General features: G+C 59.8%; 23 protein-coding genes. 9 read left to right on the plus strand and 14 right to left on the minus strand.

Translation table 11 applies throughout. The features are described from left to right. Positions 1-37: 37 nt before the first annotated feature. The 5 genes from PMI23_RS10750 (at position 38) to PMI23_RS10770 (ending at position 3541) form a co-directional block, all read left to right on the plus strand. Positions 38-1531, plus strand: a complete 1494-nt coding sequence (locus PMI23_RS10750) for an RNA polymerase factor sigma-54 (protein ID WP_042704934.1) — start codon at positions 38-40, stop codon at positions 1529-1531. A 73-nt stretch (positions 1532-1604) separates the two neighbouring features. After that, positions 1605-1913 carry a ribosome hibernation-promoting factor, HPF/YfiA family gene (gene hpf, locus PMI23_RS10755; protein WP_007912419.1) on the plus strand — a complete coding sequence of 103 codons (309 nt, stop codon included), beginning with the start codon at positions 1605-1607 and terminating at the stop codon, positions 1911-1913. 12 nt (positions 1914-1925) lie between these two features. Further along, on the plus strand, positions 1926-2390 hold the full coding sequence (gene ptsN / locus PMI23_RS10760) for a PTS IIA-like nitrogen regulatory protein PtsN (RefSeq protein ID WP_007912426.1): 465 nt from the start codon (positions 1926-1928) through the stop codon (positions 2388-2390). A gap of 2 nt (positions 2391-2392) precedes the next feature. Beyond that, the gene (gene rapZ / locus PMI23_RS10765) at positions 2393-3250 is read left to right on the plus strand and encodes an RNase adapter RapZ (RefSeq protein WP_007912427.1); all 858 of its coding nucleotides are present in this window, start codon (positions 2393-2395) and stop codon (positions 3248-3250) included. Between the two features lie 15 nt (positions 3251-3265). Then, positions 3266-3541 (plus strand): HPr family phosphocarrier protein, encoded by a 276-nt coding sequence (locus tag PMI23_RS10770; RefSeq protein ID WP_007912428.1) that lies wholly within the window; start codon positions 3266-3268, stop codon positions 3539-3541. A gap of 94 nt (positions 3542-3635) precedes the next feature. Here the strand turns inward: PMI23_RS10770 and PMI23_RS10775 are convergent, their stop codons facing one another. From PMI23_RS10775 to pmbA, 6 genes are all read right to left on the minus strand, one after another. Next, positions 3636-4529 carry a ZIP family metal transporter gene (locus PMI23_RS10775; protein WP_007912429.1) on the minus strand — a complete coding sequence of 298 codons (894 nt, stop codon included), beginning with the start codon at positions 4527-4529 and terminating at the stop codon, positions 3636-3638. Positions 4530-4559: 30 nt separating this feature from the next. After that, the gene (locus tag PMI23_RS10780; RefSeq protein ID WP_042704935.1) at positions 4560-5171 is read right to left on the minus strand and encodes a superoxide dismutase; all 612 of its coding nucleotides are present in this window, start codon (positions 5169-5171) and stop codon (positions 4560-4562) included. Position 5172: 1 nt separating this feature from the next. Further along, the gene (locus PMI23_RS10785; RefSeq protein ID WP_007912432.1) at positions 5173-5613 is read right to left on the minus strand and encodes a hypothetical protein; all 441 of its coding nucleotides are present in this window, start codon (positions 5611-5613) and stop codon (positions 5173-5175) included. Between the two features lie 27 nt (positions 5614-5640). Further along, entirely contained in the window at positions 5641-7017 is a 1377-nt protein-coding gene (locus PMI23_RS10790; protein WP_007912434.1) for a class II fumarate hydratase, read from the minus strand. Then, on the minus strand, positions 6998-7405 hold the full coding sequence (locus tag PMI23_RS10795; RefSeq protein ID WP_007912436.1) for a hypothetical protein: 408 nt from the start codon (positions 7403-7405) through the stop codon (positions 6998-7000). The genes PMI23_RS10790 and PMI23_RS10795 overlap by 20 nt, the downstream gene beginning before the upstream one ends. A 250-nt stretch (positions 7406-7655) precedes the next feature. After that, the gene (gene pmbA, locus PMI23_RS10800) at positions 7656-9002 is read right to left on the minus strand and encodes a metalloprotease PmbA (RefSeq protein ID WP_007915379.1); all 1347 of its coding nucleotides are present in this window, start codon (positions 9000-9002) and stop codon (positions 7656-7658) included. Positions 9003-9110: 108 nt separating this feature from the next. Here pmbA and yjgA point away from each other — a divergent pair, with 108 nt between their 5' ends. Further along, positions 9111-9635 carry a ribosome biogenesis factor YjgA gene (gene yjgA / locus PMI23_RS10805; protein ID WP_007915377.1) on the plus strand — a complete coding sequence of 175 codons (525 nt, stop codon included), beginning with the start codon at positions 9111-9113 and terminating at the stop codon, positions 9633-9635. A 51-nt stretch (positions 9636-9686) separates the two neighbouring features. Here yjgA and tldD read toward each other — a convergent pair whose 3' ends face one another. From tldD to mreB, 8 genes are all read right to left on the minus strand, one after another. Continuing rightward, positions 9687-11129 carry a metalloprotease TldD gene (gene tldD / locus PMI23_RS10810; protein ID WP_007915374.1) on the minus strand — a complete coding sequence of 481 codons (1443 nt, stop codon included), beginning with the start codon at positions 11127-11129 and terminating at the stop codon, positions 9687-9689. Between the two features lie 4 nt (positions 11130-11133). Further along, on the minus strand, positions 11134-11994 hold the full coding sequence (locus PMI23_RS10815; protein WP_007915372.1) for a carbon-nitrogen hydrolase family protein: 861 nt from the start codon (positions 11992-11994) through the stop codon (positions 11134-11136). A 99-nt stretch (positions 11995-12093) separates the two neighbouring features. Next, complete coding sequence (locus tag PMI23_RS10820; protein WP_007915371.1) at positions 12094-15900, minus strand: YhdP family protein; 3807 nt, start codon at positions 15898-15900, stop codon at positions 12094-12096. 75 nt (positions 15901-15975) lie between these two features. Next, positions 15976-17433, minus strand: a complete 1458-nt coding sequence (rng, locus tag PMI23_RS10825) for a ribonuclease G (RefSeq protein ID WP_007915369.1) — start codon at positions 17431-17433, stop codon at positions 15976-15978. A gap of 58 nt (positions 17434-17491) precedes the next feature. After that, positions 17492-18088 (minus strand): Maf family protein, encoded by a 597-nt coding sequence (locus PMI23_RS10830; RefSeq protein WP_007915365.1) that lies wholly within the window; start codon positions 18086-18088, stop codon positions 17492-17494. Between the two features lie 37 nt (positions 18089-18125). Then, positions 18126-18617, minus strand: coding sequence for a rod shape-determining protein MreD (gene mreD / locus PMI23_RS10835; RefSeq protein ID WP_007915360.1), 492 nt, complete (start codon positions 18615-18617; stop codon positions 18126-18128). Further along, positions 18617-19759: a rod shape-determining protein MreC gene (gene mreC / locus PMI23_RS10840; protein WP_081498748.1), complete on the minus strand. Its 1143-nt coding sequence runs from the start codon at positions 19757-19759 to the stop codon at positions 18617-18619. Before mreC ends, mreD begins: the two co-directional genes overlap by 1 nt. 141 nt (positions 19760-19900) lie before the next feature. Further along, positions 19901-20938: a rod shape-determining protein MreB gene (gene mreB, locus PMI23_RS10845; protein WP_002555108.1), complete on the minus strand. Its 1038-nt coding sequence runs from the start codon at positions 20936-20938 to the stop codon at positions 19901-19903. Positions 20939-21149: 211 nt separating this feature from the next. On the opposite strand from mreB, the gene gatC reads away from it, so the two are divergent. The 3 genes from gatC to gatB are packed head-to-tail and all read left to right on the plus strand — an operon-like array spanning position 21150 to position 24361. After that, positions 21150-21437, plus strand: coding sequence for an Asp-tRNA(Asn)/Glu-tRNA(Gln) amidotransferase subunit GatC (gatC, locus tag PMI23_RS10850; RefSeq protein WP_007915356.1), 288 nt, complete (start codon positions 21150-21152; stop codon positions 21435-21437). 16 nt (positions 21438-21453) lie between these two features. Further along, a complete protein-coding gene (gene gatA / locus PMI23_RS10855) occupies positions 21454-22905 on the plus strand; it encodes an Asp-tRNA(Asn)/Glu-tRNA(Gln) amidotransferase subunit GatA (protein WP_007915354.1) in 1452 nt (483 codons plus the stop codon). 10 nt (positions 22906-22915) lie between these two features. Then, complete coding sequence (gatB, locus tag PMI23_RS10860) at positions 22916-24361, plus strand: Asp-tRNA(Asn)/Glu-tRNA(Gln) amidotransferase subunit GatB (RefSeq protein ID WP_007915352.1); 1446 nt, start codon at positions 22916-22918, stop codon at positions 24359-24361. Positions 24362-24460 lie beyond the last annotated feature (99 nt).

The following is a 24460-nucleotide window of genomic DNA, read 5'->3' on the forward strand; positions in this document are numbered from 1 at the left end:
CGCATAGCGCCGGCGAATAAGGTGTTAAGCCCCTGCCATGAAACCATCGCTAGTCTTGAGAATGGGCCAGCAGCTGACGATGACACCGCAGCTGCAACAGGCCATCCGTCTGCTCCAATTGTCGACCCTGGATCTGCAACAGGAAATCCAGGAGGCTCTGGAATCCAATCCGATGCTCGAACGCCAGGAAGAAGGCGACGACTTCGACAATTCCGACCCCATGGCCGACAACGCCGAACAGAAGCCCGCCACCGAAATCCAGGAACCGTCCTATCAGGAAACTGCCCCGACGGTGGACAACCTCGAGGAGGGCGAATGGAACGAGCGCATCCCCAACGAGCTTCCGGTCGACACCGCCTGGGAAGACGTCTACCAGACCAGTGCCAGCAGCCTGCCGAGCAGCGACGATGACGAGTGGGACTTCACCACACGCACCTCCGTCGGCGAGAGCCTGCAAAGCCATCTGCTGTGGCAACTGAACCTTGCACCGATGTCCGACACCGATCGCCTGATCGCCGTCACCCTGATCGATTGCATCAACAATCAGGGCTACCTGGATGAAACCCTCGAAGAGATCCTCGAGGCGTTCGATCCGGAACTGGACATCGAACTGGACGAAATCGAAGCCGTCCTGCACCGCATTCAACAATTTGAACCAGCCGGCATCGGCGCCCGCAACCTCGGCGAATGCCTGCTGCTGCAATTGCGCCAGCTGCCAGCCAAGACGCCTTGGCTGGCTGAAGCCAAGCGTCTGGTCAGCGATTACATCGACCTGCTCGGCGGCCGCGACTACAGCCAGTTGATGCGTCGCATGAAGCTCAAGGAAGACGAACTGCGTCAGGTCATCGAACTGGTGCAGAGCCTGAATCCGCGCCCAGGCTCGCAAATCGAGTCGACTGAAGCCGAATATGTTGTCCCTGACGTTATCGTGCGCAAGGACAACGAGCGCTGGCTGGTCGAGCTCAATCAGGAGTCGGTGCCACGCCTGCGCGTCAATGCCCAGTACGCCGGTTTCGTGCGTCGCGCCGACACCAGCGCCGACAACACCTTCATGCGCAATCAGTTGCAGGAAGCCCGCTGGTTCATCAAGAGCCTGCAGAGCCGCAACGAAACCCTGATGAAAGTTGCCACCCAGATCGTCGAGCATCAGCGCGGTTTTCTGGAGTACGGCGACGAAGCCATGAAGCCGCTGGTCCTGCATGACATCGCCGAAGCGGTCGGCATGCACGAATCAACGATTTCACGGGTGACCACACAGAAATTCATGCATACCCCGCGCGGTATTTATGAGTTGAAATACTTTTTCTCCAGCCACGTCAGCACCTCCGAAGGCGGCGAATGCTCGTCCACAGCGATCCGCGCGATCATCAAAAAACTGGTTGCAGCGGAAAATCAGAAAAAGCCGTTGAGTGACAGCAAGATCGCTGGTTTACTGGAGGCACAAGGCATTCAGGTGGCTCGCCGCACCGTCGCCAAGTACCGCGAATCCCTCGGGATCGCGCCTTCGAGCGAACGCAAGCGGTTGATGTAAGCCACGTTACAGCGTTCCAGTGGCAGGCTTTTCGGCCTGCCGCTTTATGCACTGGCAACGAAGGAGAAGCTGTATGCAAGTCAACATCAGTGGACACCAACTGGAAGTGACCCAACCTCTGCGTTCCTACATCGAGGAAAAACTCCAACGACTGGAGCGACATTTCGACAAGATCACCAACGTGCAAGTCACGATGTGCGTCGAAAAGCTGAAGCAGAAAATTGAAGCCACCTTGCATATACCCGGCAGCGAAGTGGTCGCTAACGCAGAAGATACTGATATGTATGCTGCGATCGACTCACTGACCGACAAGCTGGATCGCCAACTCAAAAAGCATAAGGAAAAGACCCAGAGCCTCCTTCAGGGCGCTACCGGTCGTTAACATCCCTAATCCATGATCCGACTTGAAACCATCCTGACCCCCGGCCGTTCCCTCGTGAACGTGCCGGGCGGCAGTAAAAAGAAAGCCCTCGAACAAATTGCCAACCTGATCGCCCGCGAAGTGCCGGATCTGGAGATGCAAGATGTCTTCGAGGCGTTGATTGCCCGTGAAAAACTCGGCTCCACCGGTTTTGGTAACGGCATCGCCATTCCTCACTGCCGTCTCAAGGGTTGCCAGTCGCCTATCAGCGCCTTGATGCACCTTGATACGCCAATCGATTTCGACGCCATTGATGGCGCTCCGGTTGACCTGCTGTTCGTACTGCTGGTCCCGGAAGCCGCCACCGATGCGCACCTGGAGTTGCTGCGTCAGATCGCCAGCATGCTCGACCGCAAGGACGTGCGCGATAAACTGCGTAGCGCCGCGAGCAACGAAGCCTTGTATCAGGTTGTCCTGGACGAGCAGAACGGGCATTAATCATGCGCTTGATCATCGTCAGCGGCCGTTCCGGCTCGGGTAAAAGTACGGCTCTGGATGTCCTTGAGGACAACGGCTATTACTGCATCGACAACCTTCCTGCAGGCTTGCTGCCGGAACTGGCCGAACGCGCGCTGATTCACACTGAGCTGGCGCAACCGCTGGTGGCCGTGTCCATCGATGCGCGCAACCTGCCGAGCCACCTGACGCGCTTTCCGGAGCTGCTTGAAGATGTCCGGGGAAAGCACATCCAGTGCGACGTTCTGTATCTGGACGCCGACGAAGAAACCCTGCTCAAGCGTTTCTCCGAGACTCGCCGTCGCCATCCACTGAGCAACGCCAACCGCTCGCTGGCCGAGGCGATCCAGGATGAAACCGCCCTGCTCGGCCCGATTGCCGACCTCGCGGACCTGAAGATCAACACCACCAATCTGAACCTGTATCAGCTGCGCGACAGCATCAAGCTGCGCCTGCTGAACCAGCCGGAGCCGGGGACCGCATTTCTGGTCGAGTCCTTCGGCTTCAAGCGCGGCATGCCGGTCGACGCGGATCTGGTATTCGATGTGCGCTGCCTGCCCAATCCGTACTGGAAGCCGGAACTGCGCGCGCAATCAGGTCTCGATGCGCCGGTGGCTGAGTACCTTGCGGCGCAGCCAGAGGTCGAAGAAATGTTCCAGGACATTTTCACTTACCTGCACAAGTGGCTGCCGCGCTTCGCTGCGAGCAACCGCGCCTACGTCACCATTGCCATTGGCTGCACCGGCGGGCATCACCGCTCCGTCTACCTGACCGAACGCCTGGGTCAGGCCCTGCAGAAAACCCTGAAGAACGTCCAGGTTCGCCACCGCGACCTCACTTAAAGGATTCACACCGCGATGCCTGCTCTGGAAATCGAAATCATCAACAAGCTGGGCCTGCATGCCCGCGCATCGGCCAAGTTTGTTGGAGTGGCCGGGCAGTATCCGGATTGCACGATCAGAGTGGGTCGTACACCAGAGACCACGATTGATGGCAAAAGCATCATGGCGATGATGATGCTGGCGGCTGGCAAGGGCACCAAAATCTATCTGAGTACTGAAGGGCATCAGGAACAGGAAGCCCTGGATGCGCTGGTGGCGTTGATCAACAACTACTTCGACGAAGGCGGCTGACAGCCAAAGTCAAAAGATCGCAGCCTGCGGCAGCTCCTACACTGGAATGCGTTCCCTGCAGGAACTGCCGCAGCCTGCGATCTTTTGCTCTGCTTCAACCCAACGCCGTATCCATCACCATCATCAGACAAAACCCGATCAGCAAACCAAGACTGGCCAGCTTGTCATGACCATTGCGTCGCGACTCGGGAATCACTTCGTGGGTCACTACCAGCAACATCGCCCCTGCCGCGAGCGCCAGACCTAACGGCAACAACACCTGCGCCAGACTGACCAGCCAGGCACACAACAGTGCAAACACCGGTTCAACCAGACCAGACGCCGCGCCGATCAGGAACGCCTTGATCCGCGACATCCCCGCCCCGGCCAGCACCAAGGCAATCACCAGACCTTCCGGTACATCCTGCAAAGCGATGCCCATGGCCAGACTGTCCGCATCCGGCATGCCGCCGCCGGCGGAAACGCCGACGGCCATACCTTCCGGTATGTTATGGGCAATGATGGCGAACACGAACAGCCAGATACGCGGCGCAATTACCGGATGCTCAGGTGTGCCGACCAACATTTCCGGCGAAGCTCCGGATAACTGACGATCAACCAAATACAGACCGAATGCACCGAGCATGATGCCGAAGCAAATCAGGCCGCTGGATGACCAAGGTGTCAGACCCAGATTTTCGGCGGCGGCAATGCCCGGCACGATCAGCGAAAACGCCGTCGCCGCCAGCATCACCCCCGCGCCAAATCCCAGCAAGGTGTCACTGAGTGCCTGCGGCATGCGCCGAATCACCAGCACCGGAACAGCGCCAAGCGCCGTGCCGAGGGCGCAGATCGCGCCGCCCTGAAGCGCCCGTGACAGTCGCGGTTCCAGATTCAGCCATTCCAGTCCGTGGGCAACCAGCAAGGTCATGCCCGCCAACAGCAATAGCGAGCCCACTGCGTAGCGAAACATACGCCCACTTCCGATCGCCAGTGTTTCAGTGCCCATAGTCAGCCTTGGATTGTTTTTATAAAAGACTTAAACCAGTGCGGCGTGATAGCGCGCAGCAACTTCAGGCCAATTGATCACGTTGTAGAACGCGCTGATGTATTCCGGACGACGGTTCTGATAACGCAGGTAATAGGCGTGCTCCCACACGTCGAGACCGAGAATCGGCGTGTTGCCGTTCATCAGCGGACTGTCCTGATTGCCGCTGCTCTCCACGATCAGCTTTTTCTCGGGCGTCACACTGAGCCAGGCCCAGCCGCTGCCGAATCGGGTCAGTGCGGCTTTGGTGAAGGCTTCCTTGAAGCTGTCGAGACCACCCAGTTGCTCATCAATCGCCTTGGCCAGCGCGCCATCCGGTTTACCGCCGCCGCTCGGCACCATCACTTCCCAGAACAGCGAGTGGTTGGCGTGACCGCCGCCCTGATTGATCACGGCCGCACGGAGTTTTTCCGGCAGATCCTTAACGCTGGCGACCAGTTTTTCTACCGGCCACTCCGCATATTCAGTGCCTTCTACGGCGGCGTTGAGGTTGTTGATGTAGGTCTGGTGATGTTTGGTGTAGTGAATCTCCATGGTCTGCGCATCGATATGCGGCTCGAGGGCGTCGTAGGCGTAAGGCAAGGCAGGCAAGGTAAAAGCCATTTCAATGGACTCCATGGTGATGTGGGACAGGCGCGCGGCGCGCATTGCCGGTATCCGGGTGCAGCAGGCGCTGGGTGCGCGGGTATTCGCCGTGTTCACTGATGAAATTCAGCAGCTCGACGTAGGTCTTGCTGCTCTGGCGCAGCGCCGCTTCACGTAATGCAAGGCGCTGACGTTCGTCCTGCATGGTCTGCAACAGCCGTTGGTGGATGGCGCAGAGGTATTCGGCACTCTCCTCCGGCTGGTTCAGGCGCAAGTGCAGATCCGCCAGGTTGTGATGGGAGATGACGCAGGCCGCCACCGCTTCGTCGGCATCGGCCCAGCGTTCGAATAACACTTGCGCCAGGGCCAGGGCTTGCAGATAAGCCTCACGGGCGTCGATCAATTCGCCCAGCATGAAGCAGCGATTGGCCCGTTCGATCGTGCGTTTCCAGTGCTCCATGGTGAGCCTCCAAAGCGGTTGCAGGGTTTACACGCCGCCGGCGGTGAGTTTCTCGGGGTTGAGCAACTCTTCCAGTTGGCTGCGCGACAGGTCGGTGTGTTCCAGTGCGACGTCGATCACCGCGCGGCCTTCCTTGTAGGCCTGCTTGGCGATCTCGGCGGCTTTCTGGTAACCGATAATCGGGTTGAGCGCGGTGACCAGAATCGGGTTGCGTGATAGCGCCTCTTTCAGGCGCGACTCGTTGACCTTGAAGGTGGCGATGGCCTTGTCGCCGAGCAGACGGCTGGAGTTGGCCAGCAGTTCGATGCTGCTCAACAGGTTTTGCGCGATGATCGGCAGCATCACGTTGAGTTCGAAATTGCCCGACTGGCCGGCGACAGTGATCACCGAATCGTTACCGATGACTTGCGCGGCGACCATGGCGGTGGCTTCCGGGATCACCGGATTGACCTTGCCCGGCATGATCGACGAGCCCGGTTGCAGGGCTTCCAGTTCGATTTCGCCGAGACCGGCGAGCGGGCCGGAATTCATCCAGCGCAGGTCGTTGGCGATTTTCATCAACGACACAGCGGTGGCTTTTAGCTGACCGGAGACGGCGACGGCGGTGTCCTGCGAGCCAATCAGCGCGAACAGATCCTTGCCCGAGGTGAATTGCACGTCGGTCAGTTGGCTGAGCTGACGACTGAAACGCGCGGCGAATTCAGGATGTGCGTTGATCCCAGTGCCGACCGCCGTGCCACCCTGCGCCAGGGATTGCAGGCTTGGCAGCAAATCCTGCAGGTGAGCGATGTTGGCTTTGATTTGCTGCGCCCAGCCGTTGAGCACCTGGCTCATGCGCACCGGCATGGCGTCCATCAAATGCGTGCGGCCGGTTTTGACGTGATGATGCACTTGCCCGGCTTTGCGCTCGATCACTTGCACCAGGTGCAGCAGCGCCGGCAGCAATTGTTCGTGCAGGGCCAGCGCGGCGCTGACGTGGATGGTGGTCGGGATGATGTCGTTGCTGCTCTGGCCGCAGTTGACGTGATCATTGGCATTCACTGGCTCATCGAGCAGGCGACTGGCGAGAGTGGCAATCACTTCATTGGCGTTCATGTTGGAACTGGTGCCGGAACCGGTCTGGAAGATATCCACCGGGAAATGCCGCATGAAATCGCCTTCGAGCAGGCCTTGCGCGGCGTCGCTGATGGCTTTGCCCTGCGCGGCTGTGATCTGGTTGAGTTCAACGTTGGCGCGCGCGGCGGCGGCTTTGGCGAGGATCAGTGCGCGAATGAATTGCGTCGGCATAGGTTTGCCGCTGATCGGGAAGTTATCCACTGCGCGCTGGGTTTGCGCACCGTAGAGAGCGTCCACCGGCACCTGCAGTTCGCCCATGCTGTCGCGCTCAATACGTGTCTTGGTCATCTGAAAATCCTTGCACCAGTTCAATAAGAGGAATCGAGGGAAGCAGTTCGCAAGTGGCGAGCTGCCAGGTATAGCGTTGCCAACGTTTGAGCCGGCATTTGCACAGGGACAGGCGTTCCATTTCACGCAATGGGCGCCAGGCTTGATCGAGACAGAGGCTACGCCAGTGCCACGGCAAGGCGATGTCGGTGGCCGTGTCGAGCAGAAGGCGGAAGGAGGTTTCAGCGATGGTCCAGGGAGAAGTGGCCGTACAACAGGCCAGATACCGGCCTTCGGCCAAGTAATGTTCGATCACGCGCGGCTCGTCAGGATCCATCGCGCAACGGATCTGGCGACTCATCCAGCGCCAGCTTTCGAGATACGGCTGCTCGTGCAAGGCAGAACTCATGATCCGGGCTCATCCGATAATGAGATTTATTATTAGATGATAATGAGAACCAAAACAAGAGCTCCGATTTACGCAGAGTTTATTGTGGGAGCGAGCCTGCTCGCGAAGGCGTCCCGTCAGTCACCGCTGCGGTCGGCTGTTAAATCGCTTTCGCGAGCAGGCTCGCTCCCACAGGGTTTTGTGTGGAGACAATAAAAAAGGCGCGCCACCCGATGGGGTGGCGCGCCCTTTTAGTTTTGACGAATGAGGTTTAGCTGCCCGCCACCGTCATCCGCTCGATCAACACACAGCCGGTGCGGATGTTGCTACGCAGTTCCAGGTCATTACCCACCGCAACGATCTGCTTGAACATGTCACGCATGTTGCCGGCGATCGTCACTTCCTGCACGGCGAACTGGATTTCACCGTTCTCGACCCAGAAGCCTGCCGCCCCGCGCGAATAGTCGCCGGTGACCATGTTCAGGCCATGGCCCATCAATTCAGTAACCAACAAGCCACGCCCCATACGCTTCAGCAGCGCCGCCTGGTCTTCATCACCATGGGTAACGAACAGGTTATGCACCCCACCAGCGTTCGCCGTGCTTGGCATGCCGAGTTTGCGCCCGGAGTACGTGCCGAGGATGTACGACACCAACTCGCCCTTTTCGACGAACGGTTTGGCATACGTCGCCAGACCATCACCGTCGTACGAAGCACTGCCCATTGCGCGCATCAGGTGCGGACGCTCGTCGATGGTCAGCCACTCCGGAAACAACTTCTGCCCTAGGGTGCCTTCAAGGAACGACGACTTGCGATACAGACTGCCGCCCGACACCGCCGAGAGGAAACTGCCGAACAAACCGCCCGCCAGCTCTGCGGAAAACAGCACCGGCACCTCGCACGTCGGTACCGGGCGCGCGCCCAAGCGGCTCGCCGCCCGTTGCGCGGCACGCTGGCCGATGCTCACCGGATCGGCCAGAAGACTGCCCTGACGGTTCACGTCGTACCAGTAATCACGCTGCATCTGGCCGTCGGCCTCAGCGATCATCACGCAGCTCAGGCTGTGTCGGGTCGACGCATAACCGCCGATAAAGCCGTGGCTGTTGCCGTAAACGCGGCAGCCCTGATGGGTGCTCAGGGTAGTGCCGTCTGCGTTCTTGATCCGCGCATCGGCGTCGAAGGCCGCTGCTTCACAGAGCAGGGCCTTCTCGATGGCCTGCTCCGGGGTGATGTCCCATTCGTGGAACAAATCGAAATCGTGCTGCTCCTTGGCCATCAACGCCGCATCGGCGAGACCCGAGGCTTCGTCTTCGGAGGTGTGTTTAGCGATGGCCAGTGCCGCTGCGACGGTCTCGCGAATCGCATCCGGGCCGGTTGCCGAGGTGCTGGCCGAGCCTTTGCGCTGGCCCACGTACAGCGTGATGCCAAAGCCCTGATCGCGGTTGAATTCAACGGTTTCGACTTCGCGCTGGCGCACCGACGTCGACAGGCCCTGCTCCAGCGACACCGCTACTTCACAGGCACTGGCGCCCTGACGCTTGGCTTCGGCGATGATCTGCTCGACTTGTTCTTGCAGTGCCGGCAATGCCTGCGGGCCGACGCTTTCAACTGCACTCATGCTCATCTCCACTCAAATTCTGCTTTCGGCTGGGGTCATCGAGCGACCGGGCCGGACAAGCGGCCCCCGACTGGTTATCATGGCGGCGTTTCTTTGCGGACTGCCACCATGGTTGATTCTTACGACGACTCCCTCGATACGGGAGAAAAAAGCAAATCTCAGGTCAAACGCGAGCTGCATGCTCTGGTTGACCTCGGCGAGCGCCTGACAACACTCAAGCCAGACTTGATCGCAAAACTGCCGCTGACCGACGCTATGCGCCGGGCTCTGGCCGATGCGCCCAAGCACACCGCGAACATCGCGCGTAAACGGCACTTGCAGTTCATCGGCAAACTGATGCGCGATCAGGACACTGACGCGATTCTGACCTTGCTCGATCAACTCGATGCCTCGACTCGTCAGTACAACGAGCGTTTCCATAACCTGGAACGCTGGCGTGATCGCCTGATTGCAGGCGACGATGCCGTGCTGGAGAAATTCGTCGTCGAGTACCCGGACGCCGATCGCCAGCAACTGCGTTCCCTGATCCGTCAGGCTCAGCATGAGGTTGCGCAAAACAAACCTCCTGCTTCCAGCCGCAAGATCTTCAAGTACATCCGTGAGCTGGACGAGACTCAACGCGGCCTGCGTTGATATTCGCCACCGGGTGGCCGCCCTGCGCGCCACCCGAAGCTCCACCTCTTTTTATGCGCCCGTGCCACCCACGGTGATCGCATCGATTTTCAGCGTCGGCTGACCCACACCTACCGGCACCGATTGCCCATCCTTGCCGCACGTGCCCACACCGCTGTCCAGCGCCAGATCGTTACCGACCATCGACACCCGGCTCATCGCCTCGGGGCCGTTGCCGATCAACGTCGCGCCTTTGACTGGCGCGGTGATCTTGCCGTCTTCGATCAGGTACGCCTCGCTGGTGGAGAACACGAACTTGCCGCTGGTGATGTCGACCTGACCACCGCCAAGGTTGGCGCAGTAGATGCCCTTCTTCACAGAGGCGATGATTTCTGCCGGATCGCTTTCGCCGCCGAGCATGTACGTGTTGGTCATGCGCGGCATCGGCAGATGCGCATAGGACTCCCGACGACCGTTACCGGTGCGAGCAACGCCCATCAGGCGCGCATTGAGTTTGTCCTGCATGTAGCCTTTCAGTACGCCATTTTCGATCAGCGTGGTGCACTCGGTCGGCGTGCCTTCGTCGTCGACGCTCAGCGAACCGCGACGGCCGCTCAAGGTGCCGTCATCGACGATGGTGCAAAGCTTCGAGGCAACCATTTCACCCATGCGACCGCTGTACGCCGAGCTGCCCTTGCGGTTGAAGTCACCCTCCAGACCGTGGCCGACCGCTTCGTGCAGCAGCACGCCAGACCAGCCCGAACCCAACACAACCGGCAAGGTGCCGGCCGGCGCCGGAATCGCTTCCAGATTTACCAGCGCCTGGCGCAGCGCTTCACGGGCATAGCCCATGGCGCGGTCTTCGGCGAGGAAATAACGATAGTCGGTACGCCCGCCGCCGCCATGCCCGCCGCGCTCGCGACGACCATTCTGCTCAACGATGACGCTGACGTTGAAACGCACCAGTGGCCGCACATCCGCCGCCAGGCCGCCGTCGGTGGATGCCACCAGAATGCGTTCCCAGACACCGGCCATGCTGACGCTGACTTGCTGGATACGCGGGTCGAGGGCACGGGTAGCCACATCGATGCGCTTGAGCAGCTCGACTTTCTCGGCACGAGTCAGCACTTCCAACGGGTTATCCGGCGCGTATAACTGTGCGACATCCTGCGTGGTGAACGCCTGCACCGTGCCGTTCTGCCCGGCCCGGGAGATCGAACGCGCGGCACGGGCCGCTGCGCCGAGCGCTTCGAGGGTGATCGCGTTGCTGTAGGCAAAACCGGTTTTCTCACCGGACTGCGCACGCACGCCCACACCCTGGTCTAGGTTGAAGCTGCCTTCCTTGACGATGCCGTCTTCCAGCGCCCACGACTCGGAGATCTGGCCCTGGAAATACAGGTCGGCCGCATCGATACCAGGACCGGCCAGATCACCGAGCACGCCTTGCAGGCTCTCGATCGTCACGCCACCGGGCGCCAACAGGTGATCACTGACTGAGGACAACAACTCGCTCATAGGTTTACGCCTTAAATTCGTGTTCTGAAGCAGGCCGCTGTGCGCCCTGCGAGAAAAACCGCCGATGGCTCACCACCGGCATTCGCGCCCTGATGGACGCTTGTTCAATACTGTCGCGTTCGGCCAACAACACCGCTTCGCCTTGATCCTGACTCGCCAGCACGCGCCCCCACGGATCGATAATCGCCGCATGACCGAAGGTTTCTCGCGGTCCTGGATGGCTCCCGCCCTGCGCTGCGGCCAGCACATAACACTGGGTCTCGATGGCCCGGGCGCGAATCAGCACATCCCAATGCGCTGCTCCGGTTACCGCAGTAAAGGCCGACGGTGCGGTAATCAACTCGGCACCGGCGGCGCGCAACTCGCTGTAAAGCTCGGGAAAGCGCAAGTCGTAACACACGGTCAGACCAAGTCGGCCTACCGGCGTGTCGGCAACCACCACGCCACTGCCATAAGCATAGTCATCGGATTCGCGGTAACGGCCGCGATTGTCCGCCACATCGACGTCGAACAGATGCAACTTGTCATAGCGTGCAACGATTTCACCCTGATCATCGACCAGCAGCGAGCAGGCATTGGACTTGGCCGTCGGTTGATCCATCGGCGGCAACGGCAAGGTGCCGGCCACTATCCATAACTTGAGGTCGCGGGCGGTCTGTTTCAACCATGGCAGGATCGGTCCTTCGCCCAATGCTTCGGCGCGGCCGATGTCAGCGATGTCGCGACGGCCCATGGCGGCGAAGTTTTCCGGCAGCACCGCCAGCTTCGCGCCGCCAGCAGCAGCCTGTTCGAGCAGGCGTCGGGCCTGAGCCAGATTGGCCAGCACGTCGCTTTGGCTGACCATTTGAATTACCGCTAAAGACATGGCCGCTCCTCGGAATTGAAGCCGCGATCTTTTGATCTGACTCTTAAAACAAAAGATCGCAGCCTTCGGCAGCTCCTACCAAGGCGTAGTGTCTGCTAGTTAAAAAGGCTTGTCGAAGGTGATTTTCGGCTCTTTCCAAGGGCCTTTGACGGTGTACTTCACACTGGCGAAGCGCGCCACGCGGTCACCGATCAACTTGTCGATAAGGAACAACGCACCGCCAACCGCTGGTGCGCCAACGATCAGCGCAGCAATCGGCAGGTTGTTGGTCACCGGCAACGTTACCAGCAACTTGGCATCGACCTTGTCGCCGACCAGATCCAGCGTACCGTCCAGCTCAAGGTTGCTGGAAGGACCGGTCAGGCGAATCGGCTCGCGGGTGATATACACACCGTTGTTTGCCACCAGCAAACCTTTGACCCGGTCGTAGCTCAAGCCTTTGCCGAACAGATCAGAGAAGTCCAGACGCAAACGCCGGCCGATAGAGTTGAAGTTGAGCAGGCCGAACACCCGCAACGCCTGCGCGCCGCCCTCCACTTCAACGAACTGGCCTTTGTTCAGCGACGCATCGAGTGTGCCGGAGAAACGCTTGGTCGCCAGCCACGCCGGCGAGCCCGGCCAACGGCCATCGACGTCCATGTGGAATTCTTCGCTGGTTACGCTCGGGGCAAAACCCCAGCCCTTGAGGACGTCGGCGAGGTTCTTGCCACCAATGCGACCTTTGAACCAACTGTTGGTCGCACCCGGCGCACCTTCCCAGCCACCATTGCCCTGCAACAGGATGCCTTTTAGACCCATGTCGAGGTTGTTCAGGGCGATGCCTTTGGCGGTCGGACGCACCTTGAGCGACCAGCCGCCGACCAGATCCGGGCCGAGGAACAGTTGATTGATGGTGATATCCAGTGCCGGAATCTTCGTCGGATCGACAGAGACCAAAGGGTCCGGCGAATTCTCGTCAGCCTGCACCGTCGGGTCCGGCGCCGGCAGTTTCACGTATTGCAGATTGACCGCGATCGGCACGCCCTTGGCGTCCGGCAGACTGGCCGAGCCTTTCGCCTGCTGGCTGTCGAGCGCCAGATTCCACGCGCCCGGCTTGCGGTTGAGCTGTACCGACGCCTGATCCAGCGTGGTCCCGAATGCGGTGAACTTGCCGACCTTGAAATCAGCACTGTTGAGTAATTGCTTGGCGCTGCCGCCCGGATCCTGCCCGGCATATTTGTTGACCAGGTCCTGCCACGGTGCGACGTCCAGTTCCGAGAGCACACCGCGAATCCGCAAACCCTTGGCGCCCGGCAGCACTGCTTCGCCGGCACCGAGGAACAGCTCACCACGGCCCTCGGCGAAATTGGTCGGTGGTGCCGCAAAGGTGAAGTTGGCCAATTGGTCGTAATTGACCCAATAACGCCGTTCCTGCCCCTGCAATGTCATGCGGAACACGGTATCGCGCCCGACATCCGCCGTCATGCCGAACGGTGCCGGCAGATCCACGGCAACGCCTTTGAGATTGGAGCTGACCATCAACTGACTGTCGGCGCCATCCAGATTCAACTGCAGTTGATACGGAATCACCCCCGACACTGGCAATGGCTGCGTGACACCCAACCAGTCGGTGAGTTTCTTCACTTCGACCTGCCCGGATGCCGCCACCCGAGTCTTGAGCTTGCCGGGACTGCCATCGGCGAAGATCTGCGCAGTCACCGGTTTGTCGAATGCGCGCGCGGCGATGTTCTGCCCGCTCAGCCCTTTGGCGCTGTCAAAGCGGAAATCGCCCTTGAGCTGAGTCAGCTCCAGCTTCGGCTCAGCCAGCTTCAGGCGCCCATTGGCGGTTTTGAAGTCGACGAGGATTTTCGGCTGGTCGCCACCCTTGTCCAGCGGGATATCGAGCTTGAGCTTGCCTTGCAGATCCCCGGCCCCTTCCCAACCGGCAAAGGTTTCACCTGTGCCGATCGGTGCGTCCTGAAGAATTTTCAGTCCATCACCGAGGCCGCCGGCAAAGCCGCCATCGAGATACATGTGCGTGTGTTGTCCAGCCGGCACATGCGGGATATTGACGAACACATCGCTGACCTGAGTGTCGAGCAACTGCCCCTTGTCAGCCCAGATCCGCACGCCACTGTCTTCGATGAACACGTCACCACTGACCTTGCTCACGTGCGGCCAGCCCGGCTGGAAGGCCAGTTCAGCGTCATGCACTTTGAAGAACAGACTGATGCTGCGGTCGGCCTCACCGGCATTCTTGCTCAGCGAGCCCTGATACTGGAAGAAACCCTGGTCGACTGCACCTTTGAGGATTGCTGTACGCAGCCACTCGTCGAGCGCCGGGCTCAAGACTTCGGGCAGGTATTTGGCCGTGTAGCGACCATCGCCCTCGACCAGACCGACCCGCAGGTCCATGTAGTCTTCCTGGCTATGGTCGAAATGCAGGCGAATCAGGAAGTCGCCGGCAATCTTGCCCTCTTCGCCGAGCACCTTCAGGTACGGAGCGATCAGGGTGAAACCGTCTTTATCGAGTTTCCAGGTCAGACGGGCGTTGGCCTGAAGGTACTGCCATGGCTTGGCGAAAATCGGGTCGAGGTGCAGGACAAAATCCTTGCTGTCCATGCGCAGTTCGCCACCGTCGAGGTTGCCGCTGAGGCTGCCGCTGACGTTTCGTGCTGCCGGAGCGCCGTGATAGGCGTCGAAACCGACGTTATCCAGGTTGGTGGCGAAACTGAATTTGTTGCCGTCGGTAGCGTTGGGGCGAAAATCCAGCAACACATTGCGCAGACCACCGGTGACTTTCAAATGATCAACGGCCGTAGCGAAACCTTGCGGTAACGGCCCCAACGCATTCAGCAGTGGCGTGATCGGGGTCAGATCGAGACGATCCGCCTGCAAGTGCCAGAGCTCGTCCACCTTGTCGGTCGCGCGCGTCTGCTTGAGCTGTACATGCGACTCCCAACGTTTTTCAGCGAAATTCATCGCCAGCGAATCGAGGGTGAGAGTCGCGCCCTCGGCACTGTTCTCGTAGTAGGCATTCAGCGCCAGATTATTGATCTGGATCGGCTTGCGATCGGCATAGGCGCCGGTCAGTTGCGGCGCGTTCAAACGGAGCGCTGCACTTTGCAGCGTGCCCTTGGCCCAATTGACCCAGAGCTCACCGCCGGCCTTGATCTCGGAAAAATTCCATTGTTGGGTCAGACGCTCCGGCAGCCACTTCGACCAATCGCTCTGCGGCAGGCTGGCGTAACCCTCCACCACACTGTCCTGCCATTGATCAGGACGAATTCGCGTGCGCAGGCTCAGCGCAACGGGCTGGCCGTCCGGCAGGGTCAGACGGGCATCGAGTCGTTGGCGGCTGGCGCCGGTTTTCAGATTGAGGCCGACATAGGTGAGCGTCAGCGGCGCGTGATCCTGCGGCTGCAAAGTCACCTGACTGTCGAGCACCGACAGTTGTTGAATCATCTGCGAGCGATTGAACAACTGCTGCGGATCGAGCGGCTGATCGTTCTGCACCGGCAAGCCTTCCAGTGCCCAACTGCCGTCTTCGGCCTCTTTCAGGCTGATCTTCAGACCATTGAGTTCCAGGTGGGCAATGCGCACCTCGCGAGCCAACAGACTGGCCCACAAATCCGGCACTACCCGCACGTGATCAAGACGCAATGCATTGGTACCGGCCCCGACCATCACGTCATGAGCCAGCAGGATCGGCGCAAAACCGCTCCAGTTCCCTTCCAGTTCACCAATCTGCAACGGCATGCCAAGGGCGGCGCTGGCCTTGTCCTCGATGTCGGCGCGATATTCGGCCACCAGCGGGGTCAGCTCACGGCCAAGACTGACGTACAACGCCATCAACACCAGAACCAACGCGCACAGGCCCAGCCCCCAGCGGGTGAGTGCGGCCAGAATGCGTGTCAGACGCTCCATGTCAGATGGCTCCCATGGCAAAAATACTGCGAAAAGCTGAGGCCAGCCGCGGTGGAATAAACGTGACGCAGGGGATCAGAGCAACACCACGTCATATTGTTCCTGGGAATACATGGTTTCCACCTGGAAGCGTATGGTGCGCCCGATAAACCCTTCAAGTTCGGCGACGTTACCGGATTCTTCGTCAAGCAGGCGATCGACCACTTTCTGGTTCGCCAGCACCCGATAACCCTCGGCCTGATAGGCCCGCGCTTCACGGAGGATCTCGCGGAAAATCTCGTAACAGATGGTTTCCGCGGTTTTCAGTTTGCCGCGCCCCTGACAACTGCTGCACGGCTCGCATAGCACTTGCTCGAGACTTTCGCGGGTGCGCTTGCGGGTCATCTGCACCAGACCCAACTCGGTGATGCCGATGATGTTGGTCTTGGCGTGGTCACGCTCCAGCTGTTTTTCCAACGTGCGCAGCACCTGGCGCTGGTGTTCTTCATCTTCCATGTCGATGAAGTCGATGATGATGATCCCGCCCAGATTGCGCAGGCGCATTTGCCGGGCAATGGCGGTGGCCGCTTCGAGATTGGTCTTGAAGATGGTTTCTTCGAGGTTGCGATGACCGACGAAAGCGCCAGTGTTTACATCGATGGTGGTCATGGCTTCTGCCGGATCCACCACCAGATAGCCGCCGGATTTCAGCGGCACCTTGCGTTCGAGGGCTTTCTGGATTTCGTCTTCGACGCCGTACAGGTCGAAAATCGGCCGTTCACCCGGGTAATGTTCCAGACGATCGGCGATTTCCGGCATCAATTCGGCAACGAACTGCGTGGTTTTCTGGAACGTTTCCCGGGAATCGATGCGAATCTTCTCGATTTTCGGGTTGACCAGATCACGCAGGGTACGCAACGCCAGACCGAGGTCTTCGTAAATTACGCTCGGTGCGGCGATGGTTTTGATCTGCTCGTTGATCTGATCCCACAGGCGACGCAGATATCGGATGTCCATGAGTATTTCATCGGCGCCAGCACCTTCTGCGGCGGTGCGCAGAATGAAACCGCCCGCCTCTTTGATGCCTTCTTTGGCCACGCAATCGCTGACCACCTGTTTGAGGCGCTCACGCTCGGCTTCGTCTTCGATTTTCAGGGAAATGCCGACGTGGGCAGTACGCGGCATGTACACCAGATAGCGCGACGGGATCGACAGTTGTGTGGTCAAGCGCGCGCCTTTGGAGCCAATCGGGTCCTTGGTGACCTGCACCACAAGACTTTGGCCCTCGTGCACCAACGCGCTGATGCTTTCCACCGCAGGGCCTTCGCGCAGGGAGATTTCGGCAGCGTGAATGAACGCCGCGCGATCCAGACCGATGTCGACGAATGCGGCCTGCATGCCCGGCAATACCCGAACAATCTTGCCTTTATAGATGTTGCCGACGATCCCGCGTTTTTGCGTGCGCTCAACGTGGACTTCTTGCAGCACACCGTTTTCGACCACCGCCACGCGCGATTCCATCGGCGTGATGTTGATCAGAATCTCTTCACTCATGGCAGGATCTCGTTCAGGCATGTTCACGATAATGGCCGCATCTGGATTCGTACGACGCTCATTGCGCGTTCAGGTTTTGCCAACAGGGTATGCCGAAATGGCCTAACAGTTCTGCGGTTTCGCAAACAGGCAACCCGACCACAGCCGAGTAACTGCCATTGAGGCCGGCGACAAACACCGCGCCGAGCCCCTGAATGCCATAACCGCCGGCCTTGTCCCGTGGCTCGCCACTGGCCCAATAGGCGGCGGCTTCTTCACTGCTGATCGGGCGAAACCGCACCAGACTGCGCACCACCCGCGACTCGCAGCGCTCGTCTTCGAGCACAGCGATGGCGGTCAGCACTTCATGCTCCTTGCCGGACAACATCATCAACATGGCGCATGCGTCGGCTTCGTCCACCGGTTTGCCAAGAATTTTGCCGTTCAGCACCACGGCGGTGTCGGCCCCCAGCACGCAGAATGGCTGAGCAGACACGACGCTACGGCGCCCGGCCTCGGCCTTGCCGCGCGCCAAGCGCTCGACATAGGCCGACGGCGATTCTTCGGGTAATGGGGTTTCGTCGATATCCGCACTGATGGCGGAAAACGGAACGCCGATCTGCGTGAGCAATTCACGGCGACGCGGCGATCCGGAGGCGAGGTAAAGCGGCTTCATCAAAACATCTCCCTGTTCAGTGCCCTGCTTCACCGGCTCAATTGATTTTGTAGCGTCGGCGCAATCCGCGTAGGGCAAAGCTGACCCAAGGCCAGAGCAAGGCACTGACCAGCGCCGGAAGTACCAGCGCCAGGGTCGGCTGACGATTACCGGTCAACGCGCTGAGCCACAATTGGACCAGCTGCGCGAGGCCGAAAATCACCAGAACTACCAGGCATTGCTGCCACATCGGGAACATTCGCAGGCGTTGTTGCAATGAGAGCACGAGGAAGGTGATCAGTGTCAGGATCAATGCGTTCTGCCCAAGCAGCGTGCCGTAGAGCACATCTTCAGCCAGTCCGAGGCAAAACGCTGTGACCATGCCGACCGTTTGCGGCATGTACAGTGCCCAGAATGTCAGGAGCAGCGCCAGCCACAGCGGACGCAGAATTTCCATGAATTGCGGCAACGGCGAGACACTGAGCAACATGCCGATGAGAAACGTCAGCCAGACAATCCAGCCGTTTCGCGATGCGGTAGCCCCGACCATTATTCTTGTCTCCCGGTTGTCGCCGGTGCACTGACAGGCGGTTTGACCGCGGGTCGCGCAGCAGGCTGGGCAGCTGGAGGTTTGGTTGCCGCCGGCGTAGCTGCCGGTGGTTTAGCAGGCGCAGGCGGTTTACTGGCAGCGGGTTTGGCCGGTGTGGCGCTGGCTGCAGCGGTCGGTGCGGCAGGTGTTGCGGGCGTCGGAGCAGCCGCCGCAGGCACAGTCACGGACTTCGGCACAGTGGCCGGAATAATCGGACCACCGCCAAAGGCATCAAGATTTTCCTGCGCTTGCGCGGCATCGTTGGCGCGCTCTTCGGCGGTGCGGTTGTCGCTGAATACCAACAACAGGTAACGGCTGCGGTTGAGTGCGGCAGTCGGCACGGCGCGGACAATCGCGAACGGCTGGCCGGAATCGTGGATCACTTCCTTCACCGTGGCGACCGGGTAACCGGCCGGGAAGCGCTGGCCAAGGCCGGAGCTGACCAGCAGATCGCCCTCTTTGATATCGGCCGTGTCAGCGACGTGACGCAACTCCAGACGCTCCGGGTTGCCGGTGCCACTGGCAATCGCCCGCAGACCGTTGCGGTTCACCTGCACAGGAATGCTGTGAGTGGTGTCGGTCAACAACAATACACGGGAGGTGTAAGGCATCAACTCGACCACTTGCCCCATCAGACCGCGTGCATCGAGCACCGGCTGCCCCAGCACCACGCCATCACGCTCACCTTTATTGATGATGATGCGATGAGTGAAAGGGTTGGGGTCCATGCCGATCAACTCGGCCACTTCGACCTTTTCATTGACCAGCGCAGAGGAATTGAGCAACTCGCGCAGCCGAACGTTCTGCTCGGTAAGGGCGGCAAGCTTCTGCATGCGACCCTGATACAGCAGGTTTTCGGTCTTGAGTTTTTCGTTTTCGGCGACCAGTTCGGTGCGACTGCCGAATTGACTGGCAATCCCTTCCCAGAGCCGTCCGGGCAGGTCGGTAATCCAGTAGGCGTCCATCAACACCAGCGACGCTTGTTTGCGCGCGGGCTTGAGCAAGTCGAAGCGGGCATCGACCACCATCAGCGCGACCGACAGCACGGCCAGCACCAACAGGCGCACACCCAACGAAGGGCCTTTGGCGAAAAGCGGTTTAATAAGCCGCTCCTCCCAGGCAAATGTTCTGTTTATTCATACGGCATCAAACCGGCCTGGATGAAGACTGACAGAAGATAAACGCCAACAGGCAGCACTGCAAAGTGCTGCCTGCGCGCTCACCCACGTATTGCACTCGGCGACTTATTCGCTCGAGAGCAGATCCATGGTGTGCTTATCCATCATTTCCAATGCACGGCCACCGCCGCGAGCAACACAGGTCAGCGGATCTTCGGCAACGATGACTGGCAGACCGGTTTCCTGGGCCAGCAACTTGTCGAGATCACGCAGCAGCGCGCCACCACCGGTCAGCACCAGGCCACGCTCGGCGATGTCGGAAGCCAGTTCCGGCGGCGATTGCTCCAGCGCGCTTTTCACGGCCTGAACGATGGTAGCCAGAGACTCTTGCAGAGCTTCCAGCACTTCGTTGGAGTTCAGGGTGAATGCGCGTGGAACGCCTTCGGCCAGGTTGCGACCGCGAACGTCGACTTCGCGAACTTCGCCGCCCGGGTAGGCCGTGCCGATTTCCTGCTTGATGCGCTCAGCGGTGGATTCACCGATCAGGCTGCCGTAGTTACGACGCACGTAGGTGATGATCGCTTCGTCGAAGCGGTCGCCGCCAACGCGCACGGATTCGGCATAGACCACACCGTTCAGGGAGATCAGCGCGATTTCAGTGGTACCACCACCGATATCCACGACCATCGAACCGCGTGCTTCTTCGACCGGCAGGCCGGCACCGATCGCAGCAGCCATCGGCTCTTCGATCAGGAACACTTCACGGGCACCGGCACCGAGGGCCGATTCACGGATGGCACGACGCTCAACTTGAGTGGATTTGCATGGAACGCAGATCAGCACACGAGGGCTAGGCTGCAGAAAGCTGTTTTCGTGAACCTTGTTAATAAAGTATTGCAGCATCTTTTCGCAGACGCTGAAGTCGGCGATCACGCCGTCCTTCATCGGACGAATGGCAGCAATGTTGCCCGGCGTACGGCCGAGCATGCGCTTGGCCTCGGTGCCGACAGCAACGACACTTTTCTGGTTACCGTGTGTCCGAATGGCCACAACCGATGGCTCATTCAGGACGATACCGCGCTCGCGCACGTAAATAAGGGTGTTGGCAGTGCCCAGGTCAATGGAAAGATCGCTGGAAAACATGCCACGCAGTTTCTTGAACATGGGAAAGGGACCCTAGGCAACGCGTGGGTAAAAAAGTGCGGCAAACTCTAACAACGACAGGGATTTTGGGCAAGGCGCCAATATGTTAAATTGGCCGCTTTTCTGTGCACCAAGCCCCACAATCGCGGCCTTATGACCGTAGAAGTGCGGTAGTGTTCCGACAATCTAACACACGGACGCCGTCCGTTCTGTTTTCCACAGGAGAATCCCGATGGCGCTAGAACGCTCCGACGTGGAAAAAATCGCTCATCTGGCCTGCCTTGGCCTCAATGATGCCGATCTTCCACACATTACTTCCGCTCTCAACAGCATTCTCGGTCTGGTCGACGAAATGCAGGCTGTTAATACCGACGGAATCGAGCCTCTGGCCCACCCGCTGGAAGCCAGTCAGCGCCTGCGCGCCGACGTCGTGACCGAGAGCAATCACCGCGAGGCCTACCAGTCCATCGCACCAGCGGTCGAAAACGGCCTGTATCTGGTTCCGAAAGTCATCGACTAAAGGGAAAGAGCCTGCAATGCATCAAATGACTCTGGCCGAGATCGCCCGCGGTCTCGCCGATAAAAAGTTTTCCTCCGAAGAGCTGACCAAAGTCCTGCTGGCGCGCATTACCCAGCTTGATCCGCAGCTCAACAGTTTCATCAGCCTCACCGAAGAGCTGGCCATCGAGCAGGCGAAAGCCGCCGATGCCCGCCGCGCCAACGGTGAGAGCGGCGCCCTGCTCGGTGCGCCGATCGCTCACAAAGACTTGTTCTGCACCCAGGGCATTCGCACCAGCTGCGGCTCGAAGATGCTCGACAATTTCAAAGCCCCGTACGACGCTACTGTCGTCGCGAAGCTGGCCGCTGCCGGTGCCGTGACCCTGGGCAAGACCAACATGGACGAATTCGCCATGGGTTCGGCCAACGAGTCGAGCTGGTACGGCGCGGTGAAAAACCCGTGGAACCTGGAACACGTACCGGGCGGTTCGTCCGGCGGTTCGGCGGCGGCGGTTGCTGCTCGTCTGTTGCCAGCGGCGACGGCCACCGACACTGGCGGTTCGATTCGTCAGCCGGCGGCATTCACCAACCTCACCGGCCTGAAACCGACCTACGGTCGCGTTTCGCGCTGGGGCATGATCGCTTACGCCTCCAGCCTCGATCAGGGTGGCCCGTTGGCGCGCACGGCCGAAGACTGCGCAATTTTGTTGCAAGGTATGGCCGGCTTCGATCAGAACGACTCCACCAGCATCGATGAGCCGGTGCCGGATTACTCCGCAAGCCTCAACGAATCGCTGCAAGGCCTGCGCATCGGCGTACCGAAGGAATACTTCAGCGCCGGTCTCGACCCGCGCATCGCCGAGCTAATTCAGAACAGCATCAAAGAGCTGCAGAAGCTCGGTGCGGTGATCAAGGAAATCAGCCTGCCGAACATGCAGCACGCGATTCCTGCCTACTACGTGATCGCGCCGGCAGAAGCCTCCTCGAACCTGTCGCGTTTTGACGGCGTGCGTTTCGGTCATCGCTGCGAGCACCCGAAAGACCTGATCGACCTGTACAAGCGCTCCCGTGGCGAAGGCTTCGGCGCGGAAGTCCAGCGCCGGATCATGGTCGGTGCCTACGCGCTGTCCGCCGGTTACTACGACGCCTACTACCTGAAAGCGCAGAAGATCCGTCGCCTGGTGAAGAACGATTTCATGGCTGCCTTTAATGAAGTCGACATCATCCTCGGCCCGACCACGCCGAACCCGGCCTGGAAGCTTGGCGCTAAGAACAGCGACCCGGTCGCTGCTTATCTGGAAGACGTCTACACCATCACCGCCAACCTCGCCGGCCTGCCGGGCCTGTCGATGCCGGCCGGTTTTGTCGACGGTCTGCCGGTTGGCGTGCAATTGCTCGCGCCGTATTTCCAGGAAGGCCGTTTGCTCAATGTTGCGCACCAGTATCAGTTGAACACTGACTGGCACACCCGCACCCCAACCGGCTTCTGAGGAGACACACATGCAATGGGAAGTCGTGATCGGGCTGGAGATTCACACTCAGCTCACTACCCGGTCGAAAATCTTTTCCGGTAGTTCCACCACATTCGGTTCCGAGCCGAATACCCAGGCCAGCCTGATCGACCTGGGCATGCCCGGCGTTCTGCCGGTGCTGAACCAGGAAGCGGTGCGTATGGCGGTGATGTTCGGTCTGGCGATTGACGCCGAGATCGGTCAGCACAACGTGTTCGCCCGTAAAAACTATTTCTACCCGGATCTGCCGAAGGGCTACCAGATCAGCCAGATGGAATTGCCGATTGTCGGCAAGGGTCACTTGGACATCGCCCTCGAAGACGGCACGGTCAAACGTGTCGGCATCACCCGCGCGCACCTGGAAGAAGACGCCGGCAAGAGCCTGCACGAAGAGTTCAACGGTGCCACCGGCATCGACCTGAACCGTGCTGGCACGCCGCTGCTGGAAATCGTTTCCGAGCCGGACATGCGCAGTGCCAAGGAAGCCGTGGCTTACGTCAAGGCGATCCACGCGCTGGTACGTTATCTGGGTATTTGCGACGGCAACATGGCCGAAGGCTCGCTGCGTTGCGACTGCAACGTGTCGATCCGTCCGAAAGGCCAGGTTGAATTCGGCACGCGCTGCGAGATCAAGAACGTCAACTCGTTCCGCTTCATCGAGAAGGCGATCAACTCCGAGATCCAGCGTCAGATCGAGCTGATCGAAGACGGCGGCAAAGTGATCCAGCAGACCCGTCTGTACGATCCGAACAAGGACGAGACCCGTCCGATGCGTTCGAAAGAGGAAGCCAACGACTACCGTTACTTCCCCGATCCGGACCTGCTGCCGGTGGTCATCGAAGAGTCGTTCCTCGGCGAGGTGCGCGCCACCCTGCCGGAACTGCCTCCGCAGAAACGCGAGCGCTTCCAGAGCCAGTTCGGTCTGTCGGCGTACGACGCCAACGTGCTGGCCACCAGCCGTGAGCAAGCGGACTACTTCGAGAAAGTCGCAGCCATCGGCGGCGACGCCAAACTGGCGGCGAACTGGGTGATGGTCGAGTTGGGCAGCCTGCTCAACAAGCAAGGCCTGGACATCGACGAGTCGCCGGTTTCCGCTGAACTGTTGGGCGGCATGCTGCAACGCATCAAGGACAACACCATCTCCGGCAAGATTGCCAAAGTGGTGTTCGAAGCGATGGCCAACGGCGAAGGCAGCGCGGACGAGATCATCGAAAAACGCGGCCTGAAGCAAGTGACCGACAGCGGCGCGATCTCGGCGGTACTGGACGAAATGCTCGCGGCTAACGCCGAGCAGGTTGAACAGTATCGTGCGGCGGATGAAGCCAAACGCGGCAAGATGTTCGGCTTCTTCGTCGGCCAGGCGATGAAAGCGTCGAAAGGCAAAGCCAACCCGCAGCAAGTGAACGAACTGCTTAAAAGCAAGCTCGAAGGCTGATTCCGGCCCCGCGCTCGGGGATCGTTCCCACGCTCTGCGTGGGAATGCCGCCCCGGACGCTCCGCGTCCATTGCGGTGTGACGCAGAGCGTCACGGGAT

It is taken from the genome of Pseudomonas sp. GM24 (assembly GCF_000282235.1).
Taxonomy (GTDB): Bacteria; Pseudomonadota; Gammaproteobacteria; order Pseudomonadales; family Pseudomonadaceae; genus Aquipseudomonas.

Bases quoted from the DNA above. Each gene is read 5' to 3' on its own strand.
- rng (WP_007915369.1), bottom strand. From the start codon at position 17,433: ATGAGTGAAGAGATTCTGATCAACATCACGCCGATGGAATCGCGCGTG.
- gatB (WP_007915352.1), top strand. From the start codon at position 22,916: ATGCAATGGGAAGTCGTGATCGGGCTGGAGATTCACACTCAGCTCACT.
- hpf (WP_007912419.1), top strand. From the start codon at position 1,605: ATGCAAGTCAACATCAGTGGACACCAACTGGAAGTGACCCAACCTCTG.
- PMI23_RS10750 (WP_042704934.1), top strand. From the start codon at position 38: ATGAAACCATCGCTAGTCTTGAGAATGGGCCAGCAGCTGACGATGACA.
- PMI23_RS10770 (WP_007912428.1), top strand. From the start codon at position 3,266: ATGCCTGCTCTGGAAATCGAAATCATCAACAAGCTGGGCCTGCATGCC.
- PMI23_RS10775 (WP_007912429.1), bottom strand. From the start codon at position 4,529: ATGGGCACTGAAACACTGGCGATCGGAAGTGGGCGTATGTTTCGCTAC.
- gatA (WP_007915354.1), top strand. From the start codon at position 21,454: ATGCATCAAATGACTCTGGCCGAGATCGCCCGCGGTCTCGCCGATAAA.
- ptsN (WP_007912426.1), top strand. From the start codon at position 1,926: ATGATCCGACTTGAAACCATCCTGACCCCCGGCCGTTCCCTCGTGAAC.
- mreD (WP_007915360.1), bottom strand. From the start codon at position 18,617: ATGGTCGGGGCTACCGCATCGCGAAACGGCTGGATTGTCTGGCTGACG.
- pmbA (WP_007915379.1), bottom strand. From the start codon at position 9,002: ATGAGTGCAGTTGAAAGCGTCGGCCCGCAGGCATTGCCGGCACTGCAA.
- gatC (WP_007915356.1), top strand. From the start codon at position 21,150: ATGGCGCTAGAACGCTCCGACGTGGAAAAAATCGCTCATCTGGCCTGC.
- rapZ (WP_007912427.1), top strand. From the start codon at position 2,393: ATGCGCTTGATCATCGTCAGCGGCCGTTCCGGCTCGGGTAAAAGTACG.
- PMI23_RS10815 (WP_007915372.1), bottom strand. From the start codon at position 11,994: ATGTCTTTAGCGGTAATTCAAATGGTCAGCCAAAGCGACGTGCTGGCC.
- mreB (WP_002555108.1), bottom strand. From the start codon at position 20,938: ATGTTCAAGAAACTGCGTGGCATGTTTTCCAGCGATCTTTCCATTGAC.
- PMI23_RS10830 (WP_007915365.1), bottom strand. From the start codon at position 18,088: ATGAAGCCGCTTTACCTCGCCTCCGGATCGCCGCGTCGCCGTGAATTG.
- PMI23_RS10820 (WP_007915371.1), bottom strand. From the start codon at position 15,900: ATGGAGCGTCTGACACGCATTCTGGCCGCACTCACCCGCTGGGGGCTG.
- PMI23_RS10795 (WP_007912436.1), bottom strand. From the start codon at position 7,405: ATGAGTTCTGCCTTGCACGAGCAGCCGTATCTCGAAAGCTGGCGCTGG.
- PMI23_RS10780 (WP_042704935.1), bottom strand. From the start codon at position 5,171: ATGGCTTTTACCTTGCCTGCCTTGCCTTACGCCTACGACGCCCTCGAG.
- tldD (WP_007915374.1), bottom strand. From the start codon at position 11,129: ATGAGCGAGTTGTTGTCCTCAGTCAGTGATCACCTGTTGGCGCCCGGT.
- PMI23_RS10790 (WP_007912434.1), bottom strand. From the start codon at position 7,017: ATGACCAAGACACGTATTGAGCGCGACAGCATGGGCGAACTGCAGGTG.
- PMI23_RS10785 (WP_007912432.1), bottom strand. From the start codon at position 5,613: ATGGAGCACTGGAAACGCACGATCGAACGGGCCAATCGCTGCTTCATG.
- yjgA (WP_007915377.1), top strand. From the start codon at position 9,111: ATGGTTGATTCTTACGACGACTCCCTCGATACGGGAGAAAAAAGCAAA.